The 24,748-nt window shown below is 45.1% G+C and carries 17 protein-coding genes and 1 other RNA gene; 9 read left to right on the top strand and 9 right to left on the bottom strand.

Going from position 1 to position 24,748, the window contains the following annotated elements:
* Nucleotides 1-16: 16 nt before the first annotated feature.
* From MJ612_RS06250 to MJ612_RS06240, 3 genes are all read right to left on the bottom strand, one after another.
* Nucleotides 17-1,417 (bottom strand): porin family protein, encoded by a 1,401-nt coding sequence (locus MJ612_RS06250; protein WP_187030496.1) that lies wholly within the window; start codon nucleotides 1,415-1,417, stop codon nucleotides 17-19.
* Nucleotides 1,418-1,421: 4 nt separating this feature from the next.
* The gene (gene glsA, locus MJ612_RS06245; protein ID WP_187030494.1) at nucleotides 1,422-2,501 is read right to left on the bottom strand and encodes a glutaminase A; all 1,080 of its coding nucleotides are present in this window, start codon (nucleotides 2,499-2,501) and stop codon (nucleotides 1,422-1,424) included.
* 81 nt (nucleotides 2,502-2,582) lie between these two features.
* On the bottom strand, nucleotides 2,583-3,815 hold the full coding sequence (locus tag MJ612_RS06240) for a DcaP family trimeric outer membrane transporter (protein WP_187030492.1): 1,233 nt from the start codon (nucleotides 3,813-3,815) through the stop codon (nucleotides 2,583-2,585).
* Between the two features lie 717 nt (nucleotides 3,816-4,532).
* Between MJ612_RS06240 and MJ612_RS06235 the strand changes: the two genes are divergently transcribed.
* Nucleotides 4,533-6,761: a hypothetical protein gene (locus MJ612_RS06235; RefSeq protein WP_187030490.1), complete on the top strand. Its 2,229-nt coding sequence runs from the start codon at nucleotides 4,533-4,535 to the stop codon at nucleotides 6,759-6,761.
* 147 nt (nucleotides 6,762-6,908) lie between these two features.
* Here the strand turns inward: MJ612_RS06235 and MJ612_RS06230 are convergent, their stop codons facing one another.
* Nucleotides 6,909-7,640 (bottom strand): hypothetical protein, encoded by a 732-nt coding sequence (locus MJ612_RS06230; protein WP_187030489.1) that lies wholly within the window; start codon nucleotides 7,638-7,640, stop codon nucleotides 6,909-6,911.
* 877 nt (nucleotides 7,641-8,517) lie between these two features.
* Between MJ612_RS06230 and MJ612_RS06225 the strand changes: the two genes are divergently transcribed.
* From MJ612_RS06225 to MJ612_RS06205, 5 genes are all read left to right on the top strand, one after another.
* Nucleotides 8,518-11,316, top strand: coding sequence for an MGH1-like glycoside hydrolase domain-containing protein (locus MJ612_RS06225; RefSeq protein ID WP_317233041.1), 2,799 nt, complete (start codon nucleotides 8,518-8,520; stop codon nucleotides 11,314-11,316).
* A 163-nt stretch (nucleotides 11,317-11,479) separates the two neighbouring features.
* A complete protein-coding gene (locus MJ612_RS06220) occupies nucleotides 11,480-12,475 on the top strand; it encodes a transporter (RefSeq protein ID WP_222619609.1) in 996 nt (331 codons plus the stop codon).
* A gap of 447 nt (nucleotides 12,476-12,922) precedes the next feature.
* A complete protein-coding gene (locus MJ612_RS06215; RefSeq protein ID WP_187030485.1) occupies nucleotides 12,923-13,525 on the top strand; it encodes a hypothetical protein in 603 nt (200 codons plus the stop codon).
* Nucleotides 13,526-13,678: 153 nt separating this feature from the next.
* Nucleotides 13,679-14,209, top strand: a complete 531-nt coding sequence (locus MJ612_RS06210; RefSeq protein WP_187030483.1) for a glycine zipper domain-containing protein — start codon at nucleotides 13,679-13,681, stop codon at nucleotides 14,207-14,209.
* 60 nt (nucleotides 14,210-14,269) lie between these two features.
* The gene (locus MJ612_RS06205; RefSeq protein ID WP_187030481.1) at nucleotides 14,270-14,791 is read left to right on the top strand and encodes a nuclear transport factor 2 family protein; all 522 of its coding nucleotides are present in this window, start codon (nucleotides 14,270-14,272) and stop codon (nucleotides 14,789-14,791) included.
* A gap of 88 nt (nucleotides 14,792-14,879) precedes the next feature.
* On the opposite strand, the gene MJ612_RS06200 is transcribed toward MJ612_RS06205, so the two are convergent.
* The 4 genes from MJ612_RS06200 to MJ612_RS06185 form a co-directional block, all read right to left on the bottom strand.
* Nucleotides 14,880-16,016 carry an MBL fold metallo-hydrolase gene (locus MJ612_RS06200; RefSeq protein ID WP_187030479.1) on the bottom strand — a complete coding sequence of 379 codons (1,137 nt, stop codon included), beginning with the start codon at nucleotides 16,014-16,016 and terminating at the stop codon, nucleotides 14,880-14,882.
* 332 nt (nucleotides 16,017-16,348) lie between these two features.
* Nucleotides 16,349-16,740, bottom strand: an RNA gene (rnpB, locus tag MJ612_RS06195) — RNase P RNA component class A.
* Between the two features lie 221 nt (nucleotides 16,741-16,961).
* Nucleotides 16,962-17,915, bottom strand: coding sequence for a Smr/MutS family protein (locus MJ612_RS06190; RefSeq protein WP_187030477.1), 954 nt, complete (start codon nucleotides 17,913-17,915; stop codon nucleotides 16,962-16,964).
* A gap of 69 nt (nucleotides 17,916-17,984) precedes the next feature.
* Nucleotides 17,985-18,893: a DUF2279 domain-containing protein gene (locus tag MJ612_RS06185; protein WP_187030475.1), complete on the bottom strand. Its 909-nt coding sequence runs from the start codon at nucleotides 18,891-18,893 to the stop codon at nucleotides 17,985-17,987.
* Nucleotides 18,894-19,248: 355 nt separating this feature from the next.
* Here MJ612_RS06185 and MJ612_RS06180 point away from each other — a divergent pair, with 355 nt between their 5' ends.
* The gene (locus MJ612_RS06180) at nucleotides 19,249-22,692 is read left to right on the top strand and encodes a pyruvate carboxylase (RefSeq protein ID WP_187030473.1); all 3,444 of its coding nucleotides are present in this window, start codon (nucleotides 19,249-19,251) and stop codon (nucleotides 22,690-22,692) included.
* Between the two features lie 452 nt (nucleotides 22,693-23,144).
* Entirely contained in the window at nucleotides 23,145-23,441 is a 297-nt protein-coding gene (locus MJ612_RS06175; protein WP_187030471.1) for an antibiotic biosynthesis monooxygenase family protein, read from the top strand.
* A 165-nt stretch (nucleotides 23,442-23,606) separates the two neighbouring features.
* Here the strand turns inward: MJ612_RS06175 and MJ612_RS06170 are convergent, their stop codons facing one another.
* Nucleotides 23,607-23,939, bottom strand: coding sequence for a tetratricopeptide repeat protein (locus tag MJ612_RS06170; RefSeq protein WP_187030469.1), 333 nt, complete (start codon nucleotides 23,937-23,939; stop codon nucleotides 23,607-23,609).
* A gap of 67 nt (nucleotides 23,940-24,006) precedes the next feature.
* Between MJ612_RS06170 and MJ612_RS06165 the strand changes: the two genes are divergently transcribed.
* Nucleotides 24,007-24,747, top strand: coding sequence for an electron transfer flavoprotein subunit beta/FixA family protein (locus MJ612_RS06165; RefSeq protein WP_187030467.1), 741 nt, complete (start codon nucleotides 24,007-24,009; stop codon nucleotides 24,745-24,747).
* Nucleotide 24,748 lies beyond the last annotated feature (1 nt).

Below are 24,748 nucleotides of genomic sequence, written 5' to 3'. Positions count from 1 at the left end.
TTGTTTTGAAATTACATCATAACAGAATATCGGTTCCTATTGAAAGTGTTGCACCAGTTTGCCCGGGAACGTAAAAGCCAAACTGTGAGCCGGCAGGCGATTTCTCTACCCGTAGTGCGTGCAGGTTTAAGCGCCAGTTTCTGGTACCTGAAGGGTAATAGTTCAGGCCCCCTACAACCTCCCAGGGATCCCGATCAAACTCATCCACCACCATGGAGTATGCACCATACATATGCAACCGCTTCTTGATAATAGGATAAGAAGCCTGAACATAAAATCCGTTATCATTGATTTCGCTTATAGGCAACGGACCGGTAGAATTGAAATCATAGAGCCTGCGGAAAAAGAACTCCGTCTGCAGGTGAAGTCCTCTATACTTCCAACCGGCATCTACAGAAAGAATCTCATAGTTAGCACGCTGCACGGTAACGCCATCAGCTAAAGCGCCGGTTTCAAACAGATAAGAGCCATCAGAGATGCGGATCTGGGTACTGGCCGGCGTTGGATTAGAAATGGCATTTGACCTGTCTTCACGAGCATAAACGAATGAGGCTCCAAAGCGGGTAGCGCCTTTTTCATGCTGCTCAAAATCTCCAAAGCCACCCCTTGGGCCAAACTCTCCTGTAGTAGGCATCCACCAAACGCTGGCACTTTTAGTAAGATGCCGGGTAAGCTGGTTGGCAGTTATACCTAGTTGGCTCATGTTATTACCCATAAACAGCCAGTAGTGTAACCGGGGCAGTGCTTCTCCGTTCACCCAGATACCCGATGTAAAGCCAGGTCGTAAGGCTTCCTCAGCCATGATCCTGTCAGATGACATAAAGAATGGCCACGGACCTTGCATGGACCGCACACCAAGATTGGGGCCGATACCCGCGCCCAATGTAGCGGCTCGGTGAAAGCGGTACTGAAAGTTACCAAATAAGAGCGTCTGGTCTGTTGTAGGTAAGGACCACAGACTAATAACATACCTGAACCTGGGAGTATAAAAGAAGCCGGAAGCCCAAACAAATGTACGATGCCATTGGAAATCCTGTCGAGGATCTACCGGCTTTTCCCTGCCCAGGTGATCTATATATTTTCTGTCGGAGTCTTGCTGGTTAATATAGCGGAACAAGCCATAAATGCTCAGGTTGAGACTTCCCCATTTACTTTTATAAATATCGAATCCCCGGCCCGGCGTAAACTCTCCTGAAGTTGTATTGGGGTATTTCTCCAGTTCCAGTTTCAGTGTATCATAAGCTTCTACCTTTGTGTCGTCCTGTGCCTGTAATCGGGCTGGTGAAAAAAGTGCCAGTACGATCAGAAGTATGATCGCACTGGCTTCTTTTAACCAACCTGAGGAGATTATTCTATATTTAACAGGACCTGTCCATACCTTAGCCTGCAGCAAGCTTTCATTTAAACCTGTCTTCATACCTTCACTTTTTAGCTGCACCAGAAGTATTGGAATGTATCAGGTATGGGTTCAGGTTAAGCTTATTTACTATGTCAGTTATTGCCCGCTGGGCACGGATGCTGTTTCCGGCTTCATCCAGCCTTGGTGAAAATGCAGCAATACCATACTGACCGGGCACAATGGCCATTATACCGCCGCCAACACCACTTTTAGCTGGCAAACCAACGTTATAGAACCAGATGCCGGAGTCGTCGTAAAGGCCGCAGGTGGCCATAACCGGCAGCACATGTGCCACTGTTTGAGGCGAAACCACTTTTTTCTTGGTAACCGGGTTTGTACCGCCGTTGGCTAAGGTAGCCGCAATCATTGCCAGGTCTTTGGTATTTATGTTAATGGCACATTGTTTTGTATAGAGGTCTACCGATTTTGGCGGATCAAAATACATGCGCTCAAAAGAGTTCATAAGTGAGGCCAGCGCCTGGTTGTGTTGGTTTGTGGCGGCCTCACTTTTATAAACAGGCTCGTTTACTTCAAGTTTTCTACCGGCAAAGTCGTTATGCGTTTGTATAATGTTTTTCCATTTTTCTTCGTACGTGTTGCCCTTCAGCATACTTGTTGTTGCTATGGCTCCGGCATTTACAAGCGGGTTAATCTCTTTGCCTTTGTTTTGTTCTATCGCTAATGCAGAATTAAATCGCTCTCCTGTAGGGTCTACCCCGATCTTATCCTGAACTGCCTTGGCTCCTGATTCCTCTATGGCGCGGGCAAGTGTCAGTACTTTGGATATAGATTGAATAGAATAAAGCGCATCTACATCGCCCTGGCTGTAAACATGGCCGTCAGGGCCAATGATTACGATTGCAAACTGGTCTGAGGGTACTTTAGCCAGTTCGGGTATATAATCGGCATTTTTTCCTTCTTTTAGATCTTTATACTTGTTATAAGTTTCTTTCAGAACAGATTCAATCTGCCCTTTTTGTGGGGTAGTAGTTGCTGCTCTTTTCTTTTCTGTCTGTGCAAATGCACCAGTATTGGTAGAGAAAAGAAATGCAGTAGATACAAGAAGAGCGATAAAATCTCTATTAATAAATTGATTTTTCATAGCATCATATTTTGAAATTCCAAATCCTCATTTATATGCAAGGTTGATTTACCCACCTTAGTACTTGCTGGCTATGCATCTTTACTGGCCTTCGTCTGTAGCTTCACGATAGAACTTCTGATTGAAGTTATACTTGAAGGAAAACTGTAGCCTGTAATCCGATACACTCCATCCGTCATTAAAATTTTCCCGATCTCCCCACTGGAATTCCACGCCCATCAATACATTAGAAGTAGGGTAATATATAAGGTCGGTTAAAGCATATTGTCCTTTTTTGAATGCTGAGGGTGCCTGTGCCTCTGAGTTATCTATATCTAACATAGAATAGCCGATAGTGCTGCTGAACTTATCGCTCCAGTAATGGTCGTAAAAAGCAACAACACCTAGTACCGGGAGTGCTACACCTTCGATTGGGCGTACAGGGTCATCAGGGCGGTTCTCAATACCTATATCCACAGGGGCGTCATTCATATAGTTCTGGATACCTTCGCCATAAACAACCTGGAGGTGGAGCATATCTTTTTCCAAGAATTTTATACCTGAGCTCAGGTTTAGTCCCCAGCCGATGTCGTCACCACTTAAGTCAAACTGAGTATTGCCTTGGTCTTCCCATGCAATTCGGCGCAGCATTCCAGCCAGTTCAACATAGCCCCAGGATTGACCAAACCTGTACTCAGCAGAGAGGTCAGGAAGTGTAAACTGGGGGCTTACCCCCTCAAGTTCAACCCTATCTTCATAAATCCCTTGGTCAGCACTTGCACCAGGTCTTTCGAGCGCAATGGTAAGGCGGGTATCACCCTGTATAGGCATATAGCGTACCTGAATATTGCGGAAAAACACCATACCGTTCGGCCCCCAGTATTCCAATGAGTTCGGGAATACATCAATGTCCATAAAAGGACTCCAGTACTGTCCGGCACCAAATTTTCCAAGCTCGCCATAAGCATGCCGTAACCGGAAAGTGGTTTGTCCGGCGTCTACACCGGTACCAAAAAGCTCAAATTCGAATGTGGTTTTAAGTTCGCCTAGAGCTGTAGGTAAATAGCCTTTGACACCAAACCGGGTTTGCCTGACACTGAAGTGCATCTCTCTATCAGCACCAAACTGATTATCGAATGCAGGTAATTTTGTTGGCCTTAATACATCAAACCAGTTAGGATCTACTTGTTTGAAATCGTAAATGGCATCGGTCATGGCATGCCCATAAATTTCCATACTTACTGGTCTTTGTTGCTGTGGCTCAGCTTGTTGAGCTGTAGCTACTGAAGCAAATAAACTTTGTATGACAAAAGCCAGGGTAAATAAATTTTTCATAGGAACTAATGGTTGGTACAAAAAATCTGGAGATATGATCAGCTTAGCTATAGCTTTTAGCTAAGTATACTACTGTCCGGAGCAGTAATGAACAGTAATTGTATGATGCGGTTGTTTCGCACCGGAGAGTACCTGATTTTCTGGAAATCAGGGTAAATAGATACAATCTATATTATACTAAGGGTGATTTGAGTCTTGTATTAAAGAATCGGGTATTAATATATTTTGAAACTGTATAATAATTATACGTGCAATTAAAATTTAAATACTTTAGTTAAATAAAATGTGAGTAATATCCACAGTATTAAACCAAACTTTCACTAAATAACATAATTGTTATAACAACTTTATATCAAAATCAGCCCATTTTTTATTGTTTAATCGTAAATAATGTAAATGCTATCTATAGAAATAAAGGTAGTTATAAGTATAAAAGCTTAACATTTCCTTAAGTTGATATAAAGGAATGAAGTAGGAATTGCGGGTGGCACATGTGTGATGTGCTTATAGGCTTGCTCATTTATCTATTAGGATTTAAAAGAGCCTTTAGAATGAAGTATCCAACTTGCATAAAACAATTTCAAATAACCAGTCCCTTCCTGTTCTAATCTCAGGTACTTAAGCTAAGAATTTATCAATTCGAAGACCATTGCCTGAGTAAGATTCCGAGTGAAATTTGCAGCAAATCATAGTACTTTTTATGTAAATGATTTAATAATGGTATCTAGAATTGTATTACTTATAGTAACTACTTTTATCAGCACTTTTTCTTTAGCGCAAAATACGTGGCCAAAGGAAATTGCCCTTAAATCAGGTGGTAAAGTAGTCATTTACCAACCTCAACCTGATGACCTGACCGGGAATAAATTAACCGGAAGAGCTGCTGTATCCGTTAATCCGACGGCGAAAGATGAGCCTATTTTCGGAGCCATTTTTTATGAAGCAACCATAAGTACGGATAAAGATACCCGTATGGCAACCCTGGAAACTTTGAACATTACCAAGGCTAAATTCCCGGGTGTTGAAGACCAGACAAAAATCGACAAACTCACCAACCTGATAGAAACAGAAGTACCTAAATGGAAGCTAGAAACAACACTTGATGAACTGGTAGCTACCATCAGAAAAGAAAATATCGCCTCGGGTGCAGATTTCAATAACAAGCCACCTAAAATACTGTACCGTGATAAACCAAGCACCCTCGTGATCCTGGATGGGGAACCAAAGATCCAGAAAGATATAGAACTGGATGCTGACCGGGTGGTGAACTCCCCTTATTTGATCTTTAAGGAAGGCAATCAATGGAATTTATATGTGGGGGGGCTCTGGTATAAATCAACTTCTGTAAAAAGTGGTTGGTCTCAGAATACAAAGCTGTCTGCTAAAGTAAAATCCATAGATGCGCAGATCAAGAAGCAGGAGCAGGAGGAGCTTCAGGGCGCGGAACCTGAAAAGCCAGTGGTAAGAGAGATAATTGTTAGCACGGAACCAGCCGAGCTGCTGCAAACTACGGGAGAGCCGGTATATAAAAACGTGTTGGGAACTAACCTCCTGTATTTAGATAATTCCCCTAACCTGGTTTTTAAGGCAATTGATAACCAGAAAACATATATTTTAATCGCTGGCAGGTGGTTTGCTGCATCATCTTTGCAGGGGCCATGGCAATATGTTGGTGCAGATAAATTACCCGCAGACTTTGCCAAAATACCGGAAGGATCTGAAAGAGATGCAGTATTGGCAAGTGTAGCAGGTACTGAGGCTGCAGAAGAAGCCAAAATTGATGCTGAAATTCCACAAACAGCCAAAGTGGATCGTAAAACTGCTACCACTAAGGTAGAATATGATGGTAAGCCGAAATTCGATGATATTGAAGGTACTTCACTGGAATTGGCCGAAAACTCCAATATTACTGTGTTGAAAGATGCATCAGGAAGGTATTTCGCGCTTGATAACGGTGTCTGGTTTGTAGCTTCTAATCCTACAGGCCCATGGGCCGTTGCCACCGAAAGACCAAAAGATGTTGAAAATATACCGGCCAGCAGCGAAGCGTACAATACCAAATACGTGTACATATATGAAACCACACCAGAATACGTGGTGGTAGGGTATACGCCGGGCTATGTGGGTAGTTATGTAGATGGCCCTACCGTGGTATATGGTACAGGCTATTATTACCCGCCATGGTATGGTAGTGTATACTATCCGGCTCCTGTTACCTGGGGCATGGGATACGCCTATAATCCATATGCTGGCTGGTATGCAGGTTCAGCCTTTGTGGGCCTGACTGTGGGACTTTTTGTTGGCGCGGCATTGCATGGTTGGTTTCATGGCGGATGTTATCCCGGATATGGCTGGGGCCATGTATCACATTATGGAGACGTTGATGTAAATATTGACAGAGGGGATAGAACTGTAAACCGGGGAGATAGGAATGTGGATAGGGGCGACAGAAACCGGGTTAATGGTGGTCGTAATAATGTTTATAAAGATAGACCAGGTGTTGCTACACGAGAAGATATCAGGGGTAGAGAAAGGGCAACTACCAGACCTTCTACTGCTGACAGAGGTGCTGTAACGGACAGAAGAGCAACTGATAGAGCAGCTGCCAACAGACCTACTACAACTGACAGAAGAGCTGGTGCCGACCGACCAACTACGGCCAACCGGGGAGGGCTTGACAACAGGCCAACAGCCAGACCTGCTAATACAGCCAATAATGTCTATGCTGACAGAAACGGTGATGTATATCGAAGAGATAACCAGGGCAACTGGAACCAGCGGAATAACAGTAGCAGAAGCTGGCAATCTGCTTCAAATTTCGATAGAGGAAGTATGAACCGCGAAAGCCAGATGCGAAGCAGGAGCTCGAGCCGTAACTATAATGCCTCAAGATCGATGGGCAGCAGAGGGGGGATGTCACGGGGAGGCGGTGGCAGAAGAAGATAATCGAATAGCAGAATTCAAATTCTATAGAAGCGGGTTTAATACATGGCAGGTTCTTATCGTCAGCATCTTGTACAAGCTGAAAGATCATCTTATACTTAGGGAGTAGAACTTTACTCTGCAAAATAGGTATAAGATGATCTTCATGTTTTATAACTTAACGCCGAGAACTGCACCTATCCAAGGCTTGTTTTGGTAGATCCAGAGATCTTTATACTTATCAGCCAGCAGGTCGAAGCCCAACGCTATACCTGTATTGAACCTGCCTAAGCCTAAAACTATAGATCCTCCATAGTAAACAACCATGCCGTCGTAGTCGTGTGGTAAGGCGTTATTAATAAACGCACTCCGCACCAAAACGGTACCGGCTCCTAAAAACAGGCCTACTCCGTAGCCACTATGAAACCTTTCCCGCCTTTGCAAGCCAGGCGCTAATGTTACTTTTTTATAGGTATACCTGTCGCTCCGAAATCCTGCGGCTAGCGCTGCGTTGAAGGAAGTGTTAAGTTGCTGAGGAACGTCGTCCTGTGGCGGCCGGAATTTGAAAGGTACTGTAATCACGTTAAACCCGAAGGCTTTGTTTACAAATGCACTTTTGATATTGGCGTCTAAATACTTAGCGGCAGGAATAAGGGTTTGCCTATCATCCAGAAGCAGGAAGGCAGTATCGTTATGGTTGATAACTGTTGCCTCTCTTACTTTACCTTCTTGCTTAATTTTATACTTTCCATCAGGCAGGTACCGGGGAGAAGTAGTAGCTAACGGAGGGCGGCATGAAGCCAGGGAGAGCAGGATACTTATGACTACCAGTAACCATTTTAGTTCAGGCCTCACATACCCTTTCCGGAAATTAGTTGTTACTATGGTGGGGTGCCGGTGCATTATCTCTGTTAGTAACGTTAATTTTTCATCTGTTATCTACTTTGGCCGGTTACGCTTCTAATAGCCAACTTTTTTAGCTATAGGATATCCATTAAAGCAAGTGCAGAATTTATACTTACACTATTTATGACTTAAGCAGCTAAATCCTGGCATAAATTGAAGAGAATAAATAGTAAGGTTAAAGTTTTTTAAGCAGCACTACCTATATTATTGCTAACAGCAGGAGTCGATAATTTGCAAAATAATTATGACTATTAAAGCCATAGTACAATTTATATTACGGCAAGTATGATAGAGTGTTTTGTAGTGCGACAACGGTATCTGCATGGTATAAAGCATTATTTGAGAACAATTATTGAGTATTTTGCTGGACTAGCACTTTTGCCTTTCTACCTTAAAAAGTTTGATTAAAGTACAGTTAGTAATACAAAGCATTTCCTTCACAAAAATTATCATTCACTTCACCAAATAAGGGCTTCCCAAAGTAACTTTTATCAAAAAATTGCACTATACAAATAATTGATTGTTTTTGTTCCGCATTTCTTCATTTTTATGAATGCTAGTTTCATCAGATGTATAGAAAACAGGTTAAAAGTAATTGCGGAGGCATTTTAATGCAGTTATATAACACTGTATGTGATTACAAATCTCATTAACCTGCTAGTTTAAAGGCTAAAGATGAGGCAATTTCAGCTTAAAGTCTTTCGCTTAAGGTGACAATTAACCTGGCAGAAATCATGGGCAATTATGAAGAGTTTAAGTATATTATATGAAATCTGAACTAACCATCGAACAAAGCCGCCTTGAGGACGATCGCACTGGAAAGGCAGCATGGAAAAAGTGGGGACCCTACTTAAGCGAACGACAGTGGGGCACCGTGCGCGAGGACTATAGTGAAGGAGGAAATGCCTGGGATTACTTTACACACGACCAGGCACGCTCCCGCACTTACCGTTGGGGTGAAGATGGTTTGGCCGGCATTTCCGGCGACAGGCAGCTCCTTTGCTTTGCACTGGCCCTCTGGAACGGAAAAGACCCAATCCTGAAGGAGCGGCTTTTCGGCCTAACTAACAGCGAAGGCAACCACGGTGAAGATGTTAAGGAGTACTACTTCTACCTCGACAGCACACCAACCCACTCATACATGAAGTACTTGTATAAGTATCCGCAGTCGGCATTTCCCTATTCTGATCTGGTGGAGACGAACCGCAGACGATCCAAGAACGAATTTGAATATGAATTACTTGACACCGGTGTCTTTAATGATGACCGGTACTTTGATGTATTTGTAGAGTATGCCAAAGCTGACCCTGAAGACATATTAATAAAAATAACGGCAGTTAATCGGGGGCCTGAGGCAGCTGAATTACACCTGCTGCCAACGCTTTGGTTCCGAAACGATTGGGCCGCATGGTTGGCTACCCCTGCCGGGCAGAAGCCAAATATCAGCCAGGTAGAAGGAGCGAATGGAGTTAGCACTGCGTTGGTTATGCGCGAGGGCATGGATAACTATACCCTGTCATGCGAAGGAGATGTGCCATTACTTTTTACAGACAACGAAACAAACAGGGAACTGCTACACCTGGAAGGTGAGAATGAAAGCAGGTATACAAAGGATGGCATCAACAACTATGTGGTTAAAGGGCAACAGGAAGCGGTAAATCCCGAAAAGACCGGAACCAAGATGGCCGCCAATTATCGGTTCACGATCGAGGCCGGCCAATCTGCCACGGTACGGCTGCGCCTGACTCACCTGCCGGATGAACCAGGCGCAGAGGCTAAAAAACAAGATGATTTCTTCAAAACAGCATTTGACGATATCATGGCTTCCAGGCTACGGGAGGCGGATGAGTTCTACCAGTCCGTTACCCCGCCTTCAGTTTCCCCGGAAGCGGCTGCTGTCATGCGCCAGGCCATAGCCGGTATGCTGTGGAGCAAGCAGTACTACTTCTTCGACGCTGATAAATGGCTGGAAGAACACCGCGCTAACCCGCTCTTGGGAGGGAAACGTGAGTTCCGGAACAAGGAGTGGTTCCATATGCTGAATGAGGATATTATCTCTATGCCAGACAAGTGGGAGTACCCCTGGTATGCTGCCTGGGACCTGGCTTTCCATACGCTCCCGCTCTCTATTGTAGACCCTGACTTTGCTAAGACTCAGATGAAACTGATGCTCCGCGGGGTTTACCTGCACCCAAGCGGACAGTTGCCTGCCTACGAGTGGAACTTCAGCGACGTGAACCCGCCTGTACATGCCTGGGCAACACTCTTCCTGCACCGCACTGAGCAGGCCATGCGCGGAGAGGCTGACATTGACTTCCTTAGGGCTGCATTTAATAAGCTCCTGCTTAACTTCACCTGGTGGGTAAACCGCAAAGACCGCTTCGGCAAGAATGTTTTTGAAGGAGGTTTTCTTGGCCTCGATAATATAGGCGTTTTTGACCGCAGCGCACCGCTGCCCACCGGCGGCTATCTCGAACAGGCGGACGGCACGGCCTGGATGGCCCTCTTTACCCAAAACATGGCAGAACTTGCAGTAGAGCTCGCCGCGGAAGACCCCATCTACGAAGACATGGTTTTGAAATTCGTAGAGCACTTCTACTATATCGCGGCTGCCATGAATCGCTCTGATCAGGAGGGCATGTGGGACGAAGAAGACGGATTTTACTACGACCTGCTGCGGCTGCCCGATGGCAGTGCTCAGAAGCTGAAGGTACGCTCCATGGTGGGACTCCTTCCTTTATGCGCTGTCACGGTAACAGAAAAGTGGCAACGTGAGCAAATTCCGCATGCTTTTGCCCTTTTACAGCAGCGTTTGGAGCGCATGCCCGAGCTTTTGGAGCATATACATCCAGTAGGTCCCGGACATTACGGTGAGGCCGAGCGCGGGATTATGTCCTTAATCACACCTGAGCGATTACGCCGGATACTTACCAAGATGCTTGACGAGAACGAATTTCTCAGCCCTCATGGCATTCGCTCGCTCTCCAAGTTCCATGAGCAGCACCCCTATGTCTTTAACACGGGTGATCGAGAATACCGGGTAGACTATCTGCCGGGCGAGTCGAACACCGGGATGTTTGGCGGCAACTCCAACTGGCGTGGGCCGGTCTGGATGCCTGTAAATGCGCTCATCATCCGGGCGCTACTACAGTTCTATGCCTACTACGGCGACAATTTTAAAATAGAATGCCCTACCGGCTCCGGCAAGCTGATGAACCTCTTCGAGGTGAGCAAGGAAATCTCGGATCGACTTACCCGTATCTTCCTGCCGGATAAAAATGGCCGGCGCCCTGTCTATGGTGGCACAGAGAAATTCCAGACCGATCCCCACTGGAGGGACCATATCCTCTTTTATGAGTACTTTCATGGCGACAATGGAGCCGGCCTTGGCGCCAGCCATCAGACAGGCTGGACCGGGCTCGTGGCAAAGTTCATCCAGCTCTACGGTATGCTGGACGCAGAAAGCTTGCTTAAGGCAGGTAAGGGGGCAGTATTCGTTAAAAAAGAGGAGTCCGCAAAGGAAATGATTACTGAAGAAGTGATAAGAGATGCAAATTCAAGCGAGATGGTGGTAGATGCATCTGGTTCCATTTCATCAGAGCAACAGCAGACTGCAACTGAACAGGGCAGCTTCAGTGGTGACGGTGAAAACTCTGCAAATAAGGATGGGTGACGTATTTGGCCGGGAGCGCCTGCTACAGTAAGGCATTGTGCGCTCCCGGTCTAATTACTTTGTTAAACTCACTTAACACTAATTTAGTGACTTAAAAATCAACTGGAAAAGTGAAATAGAATAGAGCTTAACTATTGATATTGACCAGAAATGTGGGTATGAAATGATGGAGGCATTGCAAGACTTTCGCACAAACCAAAAGTCAGGTCAACACCCCACTAGCGCTAACGTCTGGGTATACATTTTAAGTAATAATCAGTTCTTCGTAAAAGCATTCTGGCTGCTGTTGATATGTGTCGGATTTAGTGGAAGTGCCAATAGCCAGGAACTGGAGGCAAGGGCCTATGCCAATTTACCCAAAGATCTGAATGCGGTAGCATTAGGCTATGCTTACACAAAAGGTAGTGTTGCTGTTGATGCCTCTTTGCCTATTGAAGATTTTACATTAACAGCACATACTTATGCCTTTCGGTATGTCCGCACTTTTGGGGTTGCACATAAGCTGGCACGCATGCATGTAACTGTGCCCTATGTGGATTTAGCAGGCCAGGCAAAGGTAATCGGGCAGGATACAAGTATTGCACGTAACGGACTTGGTGATACAAGGGTACAGATAGGTATAAACCTGATTGGCTCTCCGGCCCTGGAAAGGAAAGACTTTGTTAAGTACACACAAAAGACTATTGTAGGAATTACCCTTACTACCTCTATACCTACAGGGCAATATTATACCGATAAAAGAATTAATCTTGGGACCCACCGATGGGCTTTTAAGCCTGAAATAGGTGCTTCTAAAAAAATCAATCAGGTATATGCAGATGCCTATGTAGGCATGTGGTTCTATGAAAGCAACCCAGCTTACCTGGAAACCAAAATACTGAAACAAGAACCGCTACTGAGTACACAAGCCCATGTGAGTTATTATTTTAAGAATCAATCAATGATTGGTATAGATGGTAACTGGTTCAAGGGTGGAAAGGTCTCAATAGATGATATACCATCCGGCAGACGGATTGACCATTGGAGAGTAGGTGCTACCTGTGCCGTACCTTTTGCCGGGAAGCATGTAGTAAAACTGCAGTTTCATACGAGTGTATATTCAGGTAACGGTACTACTTTTGATGTCTTATCATTCGGGTATCAATACGTTTTTTTCTAATACTGCTCTGAGATGCTTGTGTAAATAATTGAAGGGATTTATAACAAATAGCTATGCCATTACACACCTTAAATTCTTCATTTCTTTTTTTATCCGATGCTATAGTTAGCTGCTCAACAGCACATTTATCAACAGAAAAACTATAGTTTAAGTCGTGATAAATGACTGGATCAGATGAAAGTTTGTGAGCTATAAATATAACCTTTATTATAAATAACTAAATCTTTCAAATAATCGTTGTTATAGTATACAACCAGCCATACTACTTATTTACAGCATTGTGCAAAGAATTTTAATTGAAGCTGTAGATGGTAAAAACGGAAAGAATGAGGTCAAATTAGCCTATTCGATTTGATTCGATAATCAATACAAACCTGCAGTAGCCCTTCTGCTTGTAAGTGTCTTAGTTTGCTCTCTACACAAAAAAATAAATGTTAAGATAAAGTTATGAGAGGAATTCTGATAGCTGTATTTGTGGTAGTATTTATGGTCGCCTGTGGGCCTACTACGCAAATCGTTAAATCCTGGAGAGACCCTGGTGCAACTGTAACCCAGGCCGCCAATAATAAAATACTTGTTATTGCCATGGTGAAAGATGAAACATCACGACGTGTGGTGGAAGACCAACTGGTTAAACGCATGACGGGTAAAGCAGTGGCTTCCTATAGTATGCTTAATTCTGAGGCAATGAAGTCAGGTGGGGAAGCTGCCTTAAATAATATGCTGACAGACGGGCAATACACTCATATTTTAATGGTGCGTTTGGCGGATATAGAAGAGGAGACCAGGTATGTGCCGGGTGCAACTCACGGGTATTACGGTGGTTATGGCAGGTATTACGGGTATGGGGCAGCATTCTATACTGATCCCGGGTACTACACCACTGACAAAAATTATATGGTAGAAACATTAGTATACACTGTAAACCCGGATAAACTGGTTTGGGCAGGAACTACGGAAACGGTTAATCCAACTGATATAGATAAAACAATCAATGAGATTGCGGATGCGGTCGCTGCCAAAATGAGAGAGGACGGCTTCCTGATCTGATCAGAAATGGCTTAACTTATTATATACTGTCTTATACTTCCCCGGCTTCTAAAGAGGTGTAAGTAACACCACTATAAGCTTTAATATCACCCTTTAATTCCCTCTATCTGTTATCATGGCGTAGCATCTATCCTTACTACAAAAGATCATTACATGAAAGCGAACTATTTAATTAATAAAGCTGCCAGTCTATTCCTTTTGGTTTTATTCCTGGTGGTTTTTGCCCACCAAACTATAGCACAAAGTCATAACCAGATATCGAGAGGGCTGAATTTGTATGTGTACCCGGCAAAGGGGCAAAGCAATGAACAGCAACAGAAAGATGAATCGGAGTGCTATAACTGGGCAATACAACAAACCGGCCTTAACCCGGCAAACATGCCCAAAGTGCAAGGTGCAGCCCCAACAGAAACAAGCTCTACCGGTGAAGCCTTAAAGGGTGGAGCTGCTGGTGCAGCGGCAGGGGCCGCTATTGGAGCCATAGTGGGTGGTGGTGCTGGCGAAGGAGCAGCCATTGGTGGTATAACCGGTGTTATAGCCGGCAGGCGTAGAGGAAAAAAACAAGAGAAGGCGGAACAACAGCAGATACAAGCAAGTGTTAGTGCCCAGGAACAGGAAAACTGGAGTCGTTATATTAGGGCATTTTCGGGCTGTATAGAAGGGAAAGGATACACTATAAAATAATGGCTGGTGTGGAGCATTTAATGAATTCTGAACTTAAGACTATAGTTTAAAAATACTGATATGAAACATCTGATCCTTTTAGCAGCAGCAAATATTTACCTGGTTGCCTGTACCTCTTCCGGAGACAAACAGAATACTGGTACCAGGCAGAATGATGATAACATTGAACTGGTTAAGAACTATATAAAAGCCGTGGAGAACCTGGATTACAATGCGATGAGTAATTATCTGGGGGATAACTATATTGGCATGGGACCATCTTACGGAGATTCAATCAGAAAAGAGCAGGCGGTAGAGAACTGGAAAGCCAACGCCACTAACCTGTATGAAAAAATTCAATATAACCGGTCAAGGTTTGCCAGTGTAAGTATACCCGACGGCGATAACAAAGGCGATTGGGTAGCCAACTGGGCGGAGTTGAATATTCATTATAAAAATGGGGGAGGACCGATTACTATCTGGGCAAATACCAATTACCTGATAGAGGATGGCAAAATCGTGAAAAGCTTAACTTTTTATAATGAGGCGGACGCGCTACGCCAGTTGGGGTATGAGTTTACGCCACCAGAGCAAAGCAAGTAAACTACATAATGTATAAGCTTTAATAAAACATAACCTTGGCAGGGCCGATTTAACATTTTTAATTTACAACAATAAATGCCATCCTGGGTTACTCCCGCCACCAGACCTGTTCAGGCTCATATTTATGCAGGATAACTGATTCGCCGATACGTGGTGTGGTAATATTCACTTCCAGTTTTCTGGCTTCTTTGGTTACCCGTTCTATAGGATCATTCCAGGAGTAGGAGGTTAGGTCGAAGGCTCCCCAGTGTATGGGCATCATTAGTTTTCCTTTCAGGTCGAGGTGTGCCTGCACGCTTTGTTCGGGTATCATGTGAATGTCGGGCCACAGTTTGTTGTATTGGCCGCACTCCATCAGGGTAATATCGAAGGGGCCATACTTCCTGCCAATATCAGCAAAGCTTTTGGAGTATCCGGTGTCGCCGCTGAAGAAGATCCGGTTTACGCGGCCTATAATAACCCATGAACTCCAGAGGGTTTGCATACCATTATTAAGGCCGCGACCTGAGAAGTGCCGTGATGGAGTCGCAACAATCTTAAGCCCCATGAAAGTGGCCTCCTGCCACCAGTCTAATTCAGTTATCTTTTCGGCAGGTACGCCCCAACGCTCCAGGTGGACTCCTATGCCCAGAGGTACGAAGAAGTGCCTTGTCTTCTTTCCGAGTTTCTTGATAGTATCAAAATCAAGGTGGTCGTAATGGTCGTGAGATATGAGAATGGCATCAATCTGGGGTAGTTCTTCTGCGGTGATGGCCGGTGGGGAGAAGCGTTTAGGTCCAGCAAAGCTGACGGGGGAAGCGACATTGCTAAGCATGGGGTCCAGCAGCAGGCGCTTACCATCTATCTGAATAAAAGAAGCCGAGTGGCCCAGCCAGGAAATTACAGTAGCCGAATCCTGACCCCAAGCATATTGAGTAAGGTCGATTTTCATTACCGGAATTTTCCGCGCTGGCTCCTGGTGGTCGTTGTCACCGAAAAACTTACCGGCAAGCTTAACCGAAATTACCTTGGTATAGCCTAAAAAGTCGAGACCAGTTTTGGTTGGCACCAGGTTCCGGAACTGACCATACTTAAAGTTGGGGGAGCTCTGTATGGCCATCAGGCGATCAGCCTTTGGTTTGGCACCTACCGGAGGGGCAAGATTCAGTACCTTACATCCTGCCATCGTAACCAGCAGTATAAGTATGCTTAGTACATACAAGCAGTTGCTGATTCTCTTCATCATCAGGTATAAAAGTAATCTTTATAGTTATGGCAGGCAAAATGCCTCATCTAAAACCTGTGTATTGGCCTCATTTGGCTTATTCTGAAAATACTTTGTAAGCTAAATGTCATGCCAAGTTTTTACTTATTATAAGTACGGTTGATCTAGCTTTATTATACTACAAAAGCATTATCTATCTAAAGTAAATTTCTGTTCTTAAGGTTATAGCCGGGGAGGGTATACTTATACAAGTATCTTTGATGGGGTAGAGGTGCCATCGCCGTCATTAAAGGCTGATGGTTAGCTCCTGGAAGTATAAAAGTAAACAGGAGCAGGTAGGAAACTATAAAAAGAGTAGCAGCAAGCCTGTAAGCCGGGTTCTGTCGCTCCGCCCGAAAGCGTGCGTCTTATCATTTATCTAGGCCTGCACTCGCGCACAGGCTCCATCGACCTACCCACCGACATCGGACGAGCAGCCCTTAGTCTCGCCGAAGCAAGACGCTGCCGGCCTATTTGGTCTTTCAACTCCTGAGGTTTACCCAGCCGGACTGGTCACCCAACCGCTGGTGCGCTCTTACCGCACCTTTTCACCCTTACCAGCATTGCTGCTGGCGGTAATTTTCTGTGGCACTGGCTGTATCTGGTTCGTCTCCAAAACAGACCCTTCCCGTTAGGAAGCAGGATGCTCTGCGTTGCCCGGACTTTCCTCCCCGAATTGCTTCGCGGCGATAAGACGGCTTGCTGTTTTCTCTTTTATAGATTACAAAAGTAAGGCTTTTTTAGTTTAGGAGTTACAGAGTTTGAGAGTTTAGGAATTAGGGGTAATATTATTCTTGTTATTTCGAGTAACGCGAGAAATCTGGGACCTAATACACTGGTAGTTCCAGATTTCTCACTGCGTTTGGAATGACAAAAAAGAGTTGCCTTTAAATTTCTAACTTCATCAACTCCTAAACTCTCTAACTCTTACTTCAGCCTTACCAACGTGGCTCCATAGCCGAATTTCTCTTTACGGGCATCTTCGAAGAATTTAATGCCCGGTGTGCGGCTGAGTATTTTCTGGATCTCTTTGCGGAGTACACCGTTGCCGGCCCCGTGGATAAACACGATCTCGTGCATATTGGCTGCCATCGCTCTGTCCAATGCGTCCTGAAAGCGGTCGAGCTGCAGTTTTAGCATCGCGCTATTGCTCATGCCGCTATAATCTTCAGTCAGTTTTTCGATATGCAGGTCTACTTCGTGCTCTGGTGCCTGTAGCTTATAGTTTTCAGTTGTTTGTTCCGGCTTTTCGGCAAGCTGTTCTTTGATTTTGTCTGTGTCAACTATAGTTGGCTTTGTATCGAGCTGGAACAGGTAAGCTTCCTTGTTGATGACCGGGGCTGTTTTTTTGCTCTTGTAAAAAGAGTTAGCTCTGAACTGCACACGCTTGGTTACCGGCTCAAATAGGGCAGGAGCGCCATTCCGGTGCTGCAGGAACTGTACCACCAGGCTTGGCCATTTTTCAAAATCCTTCAGATGATAATGCGAGATAACGCGTGTGGTCTTTGGTGCCAGCTTATCGTTTTGCAGGCCGCGGTACTGGTTGTTGCGCTCCTCACCGGTAGTAAACAACACATCGTAATCGGTGTTATTAACTATAGTTGCAGCCAGCAATTCTTCCGACTGATGCACCATAGCCAGGTAAATGCCTTTTTCAGCTAATACCGGTGATGGTGGCGCTTTACGAACCGGCGCCTCTACCACATCATCGGTGCGCATATACTTGTTTTCTTCCGCAGCTATCACCACTATCTCACGGCGGGCCACGGGTATGGTAAAATCGTTGTCAATAGCTACTTCAACTATATTATTATCCAGTATTCTGGTAATTATGCCTTCCTCACGACCTGACATCAGTCGCACACGGTCTCCTACGTTCATAGTTTATTTAATCTGTTTGTTATGTTCTATTTACGGATGTTGAACAAGTATAAGCTACTATAGTTTGGCCTAGAAGTATAGGCTATGAAATTTAAACCCATTCTTGCGATTATACTCCAGCGTAGGCGCAGGCACTTTAACTATACTAAGCACATACAAAGCTGTATTCAGAATTTTACTTCTTCCTTTAAAGTGTAGCAGGTTCAGGTCTGGGCTCAGGTAAAATTGCCGGTGCGCATCAAAGCCTAAATTATAGTTGGTAGCCTCGTGGTTGTATACCACTTCCTCTGCACCATACCCGACTGCTATACTTAACCACTTTGGGTACCGGCTCTGCTCCGGCAGAAAATCACCTACATTTACAGAAAGCCAGTAGGTTTGTCCATTATAATCTTTCAAGGCCTGTTCCGCCAGGCTTTTTCCCAATACATTAGGCCGTTCGGCAGCGTAGCGGGTTTTATGGAAACTATACTTGGGCATGATGCGGACTTCGCGCCAGGCCAGTTCCTGGGCCACTATAGCCGCTGAGCCAGCTGTGTTGGCAACCAGATCACCCACCGAAGCACCGTAATCTTTCTGGTAACCATCAAAAACTTCAACAGGCGTTTGTAATACCACACCCAACAAGCCTCCGTAAAGTATAGCTTTTTTGTCTGGTACACCGGCCCAGCGCAGCATATCTATACCGGCACGGCTCTGGTGAAAAGCTCCCCAGAAATGCCCAGCCTTATCTACCTGTCGCCACTGGCTGTTATCGTTAAAAAAATGGAAATCTGTACGTTCCTGCTCTGCATACCAGGCATTATTTAGCCCGACAAGCATAGCCGAATAACCCACCATAAAACCAGCTCCGAGCAGCAACAGTTTTTGATTATGAACCTGGTTTGAATCTGGCGTAGCTATAGTTGTAGCAGCTACTATGTTTACCCTTAGTAGCAAACAAATCAGAAACGAAAGTATAGCCAGTTGTTTCAGCATCAGTCAAAGATACGGAACACCTGTTAAATGCCAGCAATACATTGCATCTGCTATTCTGAACTTAGCTGCAACTATACTTTGAATATATTTTCTTCCCTTCCAATTGAAGTATAACCTAGCCCAAAACGGTGAGTTAAAACCGTACTTTATACTTTAATAATATAGTCAAAATTGAATTATAACCTTATCTATAATTTTTCGGTATTAACGGGTGCCGAACGGGCTACAGGTCAAGTTACTTCAACCCGGGAGTAAGTATAGAAATCACATTGAACGTTCTTATAAATGCAAATTGTGCTATCATAATGGTGGCACGGAAGGATCTGATTTTACTTATACATTCATCTCACCTTATATGAACATAAAAAAAGTACTTGTTGCTAACCGCGGCGAGATTGCCATACGTGTATTGCGTGCCTGCACCGAACTTGGTATTAAAACGGTTGCCATTTATACCTACGAAGACCGTTATTCGCTGCACCGCTACAAAGCCGACGAAGCCTACCAGGTTGGTAAAGATAACCAGCCCCTGCAGCCATACTTAGACATCGATGCCATCATTAAGATAGCCAAAGAGAACGACGTAGATGCCATTCACCCGGGCTATGGTTTCCTGTCTGAGAACCAGCATTTCTCGCAGCGCTGCGCCGATAACGGGATAAAATTTATTGGCCCAAAACCGCAGGTAATGGCCTCGCTTGGTGATAAAATAGCTGCAAAAAAAGTAGCCGTAAGCTGTGAAGTGCCCATCATACAGAGCAACGACCTGGACCTGAACACATATGAAACTGCCCTGGAAGAAGCGCACCGTATTGGTTACCCGCTGATGCTGAAAGCTGCTGCCGGTGGTGGTGGCCGTGGTATGCGCGTGATCAGGGATGATGAGCAACTGGAAAAAGGCTTTTTTGAAGCAAAGAATGAAGCTCTGAAGGCTTTCGGTGACGATACGCTATTTCTGGAGAAATACGTGGAGAACCCGAAGCACATCGAAGTACAGATCGTGGCCGACAACTATGGCAACATCACGCACCTTTTCGAGCGCGACTGTTCTGTGCAGCGCCGTTTCCAGAAGGTAGTAGAGGTTGCGCCGGCAATCAGCCTGAACAGGGAAACACGCCATAAACTATACGACTATGCTATTAAGATCTGCTCGGCAGTAAACTATAATAACGTTGGTACAGTGGAGTTCCTGGTGGAGCCGCATACCAACAACATCTTCTTTATAGAAGTAAACCCGCGCATACAGGTAGAGCACACGGTAACCGAAATGATCACAGGCATTGACCTGATAAAGACGCAGATCTTTATTGCCGATGGGTACCGTTTAGATCACGAAGAAGTACAGTTGGGCCCTAACGATATTGTGCGTGCCAATGGGGTTGCCATACAGTGCCGCATAACCACCGAAGACCCGGAACAAGATTTTAAACCGGATTACGGTACTATCATCGCTTACCGCAGCGCCGGAGGTTTTGGTATTCGCCTGGACCAGGGTAGTGTGTACCAGGGAGCAAAGGTGAGTCCGTTCTTCGATTCGCTGCTGGTAAAAGTATCGGCGCAGGCACCTACCCTGAAGCACGCCGCCATGAAGATGTCGCGTACGCTGGACGAGTTCCGAATCCGTGGGGTGAAACACAATATCCAGTTCCTGCAAAATATCATTAACCACCCGGTCTTTATTTCAGGAGATGCAACGGTTGATTTTGTAAAGAACCACCAGGAACTGTTCATATTTAAAAAGCCGCAGGACCGTGCTACCAAAATGCTGGGCTTCCTGGCTGAAACTATAGTGAACGGTAACCCGGATATCAAAAAAGTGGACAAAGACCGTATACTTACCAAACCAGATTATCACGGTTTTAACCTGAACAAGGTGTACCAGCCGGGCACTAAAGATCTGCTCACACAACTGGGGCCTGAAGAGTTCTCGAAATGGCTCCGTAACGATAAGCAGATACACTATACCGATACCACTTTCCGGGACGCACACCAATCGCTGCTGGCAACGCGCATGCGTACCTTTGATATCATGAAGGTGGCTGAGGCCTTTGCCAAAGATAATCCGCAAACCTTTAGTATGGAAGTATGGGGCGGTGCTACATTTGATGTGTGCCTGCGCTTTCTACACGAAGACCCTTGGGACCGCCTGGCACAGATACGCAAAGCAATCCCGAACATCCTGCTGCAAATGCTCATCCGTGGCTCGAATGGTGTTGGCTATAAAGCATACCCGGATAACCTGATCGAGTCTTTTGTAGAAAAGTCGTGGGAGACAGGGGTAGACATTTTCCGCATCTTCGACTCGCTGAACTGGATGAAGAGCATGGAGCCGTGCATCAACTTTGTGCGCAAGCGTACACAGGGCCTTGCAGAGGTGGCTATTTGCTATACCGGCGATATACTTGATCCATCGAAAACAAAGTATAACCTGGACTATTACCTGCAACTGGCTAAGCAGATTGAAGACAGCGGTGCCCATATTCTGTGTATTAAAGACATGGCTGGTCTGTTGAAACCATATGCAGCACAGGTGCTTGTTGAAGCGCTACGTGACACCATAAGCTTACCGATTCACTTGCATACGCACGATACATCATCCATACAATCAGCTACTTATTTAAAGGCAATTGAAGCTGGAGTTGATGTGGTGGATGTGGCTCTGGGATCTATGTCGGGCTTAACGTCACAGCCTAACTTTAACTCTATGGTGGAGGCGATGCGTTTCCAGGAGCGCCACCGCGAGTTCGACCAGCAAAGCCTGAACCGCCACTCCAACTATTGGGAAACAGTACGTGAATATTATTATCCGTTTGAATCTGATCTGAAAGCAGGTACCGCTGAAGTATACCACCACGAGATTCCGGGAGGGCAGTACTCCAACCTTCGTCCGCAGGCAAATGCACTGGGTTTAGGCGACAAGTGGGAAACTATAAAAGAAACTTACGCCGAAGTAAATGCACTGTTCGGTGATGTGGTTAAAGTAACGCCAAGCTCAAAAGTTGTAGGGGATATGGCTTTATACTTAGTAGCCAATAACCTGACCACCGTGGATGTACTGGAGCGCGGCGATGAGATCTCGTTCCCGGAGTCAGTGCAGTCGTTCTTTAAAGGAGAGCTGGGCCAGCCAGTAGGAGGGTTCCCGAAAAAGTTGCAGAAGATCATCCTGAAAGATGAGAAACCGTTTACCGACCGGCCAAACGAGCACCTGGCACCAATTGATCTGGAAGGTGAATTTGCAGCTTTTCAGCAGAAGTTCGGAGATCATACCAAGTATACCGACTTCCTGAGTTACCAGCTGTACCCGAAAGTATACGAAGGTTACCATAAGCACCTGGAGCAATATGGTGATGTATCTAAAATACCAACACGCTTGTTCTTCTATGGTTTCCAGCCAGGCGAGGAAGCCATTATTGACATTGCCCGCGGTAAATCTATCGTGATAAAATACCAGTCGCTGGGGCACGTGAATGAAGACGGTATGCGTACTGTGTTCTTTAAACTGAATGGACAAACCCGTAACATTGATGTGCGCGATAAGTCGGTGAAGGTAGAAAAAGTAGAGCACCAGAAAGTAGATAAAGCTAACCCGAAGCAGGTTGGGGCACCACTGCAAGGGCTACTGTCTAAAATACTGGTGGAGAAAGAAAAGCCGGTTAAAAAGAACACACCGCTGTTTGTAATTGAAGCCATGAAAATGGAGACAACTATAACTGCCTCGGCAGACACCATGATCTCCGCTATACACCTGGCTGAAGGCTCTTTGGTAAATACCGACGACCTGGTGCTGACCTTATCTTAAGATATTTTTTATTGTTCAGAACTGTAGAGCCGCCTGTATATCGGGCGGCTCTTTGTTTTATAGTTGGTGCTGTAGGTTTGAACCCATCCCTAATACCTCCAAGGAGGGGAATTAACCTTAGTATGTTGCGAGAGCGTCTTCTTTCCAAATCAAGTCTGGTATCTGTGACTAGTGTCAAACTATAGTTGTGCCTTTCGTCCAGTCATATTACAAATCGCGAAGAACAGCGGTTATAAACCCGCGCCAGTGATAATATACTACGAACTATAATGCCAACTATAACTATAGCCAAAATCCCCTCTTGGGAGGGGCAGGGGTGGGTTTTACATCTCATGAGAACTATAGTTAACCGAACTAAAGTACGTGTTCTGGCAGATTTTCCTTAATTTTAAAGAATTTATAGATTGAAACTCCGGCTGGTTGCACTATCATCAGCCGTTTAAGAACTGATTATGTTTATAGCACTGAGTACGTTTACCATAGCCAACGACATGGCCGCAGAAGTGAGAGAAGCCTTTAAGAACAGGCCGCACATGGTTGATAAGGAAAAAGGTTTTCTGAAACTGGAGGTAATGTACCCGCAGGAAAATGAAAATGAAATCTGGCTGATGACCTACTGGACCGACGAAGATAGCTACAAAGTATGGTTCACCAACCACTACAAAGACTCTCACCACGGCATCCCGAAGGGTTTGAAGTTAGTGCCCGGCAGCACCAAAGTAAGGTTCCTGGAGCACGTTTGCGGGTAAGCTATAGTTTAAGATAAAAAGAAGAGCAGCTGGTTTAAGGCTGCTCTTTTGGTTTATAACTTAGAAAAGATTTAAATCATAACAAAACCACCTTATACAAGTTATATAAGTATAGTTTGGAAATATGCTGCATGCATACTATTTTTGATACATGCAGCCGGCAGTTTAGTCATCTTCGTAATCAAGGCCCATCAGCTTGTTGTAAGCTTGCTGCAATTCTGAGAAGGCGTGCAGGTTACCTTCCTGCCTGCTGATCAGCATTCCTTTTTTATAGATGCGTTCTGCTTCGTCGTTTTGTCCCAACTCTTCGTACAGCTTAGCTGCGTGGTAATACGTACCCACGTATCGTTCATGCTCGGTCAGGAGTTGCGTGTAGTAAGAGAGTGCTTTTTCCCTGTCTGTTGGTCTATATTCCATGGCCAGGGCATAGATCGTGAAGGGATCATTCGGGTCTTCTTCCAGAAATTTATGAAGCTGTGCTATTCTATCTTGTGACATTTCGATTTGGCTATATTTTAACTAACTTCGCAACAAATTTAACCTTTAATAAGCTAACATTTCGCATATGAAAATATTAGTTTGCATCAGTAACGTTCCGGATACAACTTCCAAAATTAACTTTTCCGGCGACAACAAGTCGTTTGATAAGAATGGCGTACAGTTCGTGATCAATCCTTGGGATGAGTACGCACTTACCCGCGCTATTGAGTTGAAAGAAGCGAAAGGCGGTACTGTTACGGTACTAAACGTAGGTGAGGCCGATGCTGAGCCAAACATCCGTAAAGCGCTTGCTATTGGCGCCGACGACGCTATCCGTGTTAACGCGCACCCTAAAGATGCTTTCTTTGTAGCGCAGCAGATCGCGGCTATCGCCAAGCAGAACAACTACGATATCATCCTGATGGGCAAAGAGTCTATCGACTATAACGGCTTTCAGGTACACAACATGGTAGGCGAGATGCTGGGCATTCCGTCTATCACACCGGCATTTAAACTGGACTTGGTTGACGACAGCACAGCTCGCTTGGAGCGCGAGATTGAAGGCGGTAAAGAAGTGGTAGAAGTAAAACTGCCATTTGTAGCCAGCGCACAGCAGCCTATGTCGGAGCCTCGTATTCCGAACATGCGTGGTATCATGACAGCACGTACCAAGCCTTTGCAGGTAGTAGAACCAGTTTCAGCAGAAGCAAAAGCTGATTATGTGAGTTTCAGCAAGCCGGAGAAAAAAGGTGGCGTGAAGATGATCGATGCTGAAAATGCCGGTGAATTAATTACATTATTAAGAAACGAAGCTAAAGTACTATAAA

This window comes from Pontibacter deserti (assembly GCF_023630255.1).
In the GTDB taxonomy this organism is placed as follows: Bacteria; Bacteroidota; Bacteroidia; order Cytophagales; family Hymenobacteraceae; genus Pontibacter; species Pontibacter deserti.
The sequence above is the reverse complement of the archived record's forward strand: the minus strand, read 5'-3'. Positions and strand labels throughout refer to the sequence as shown.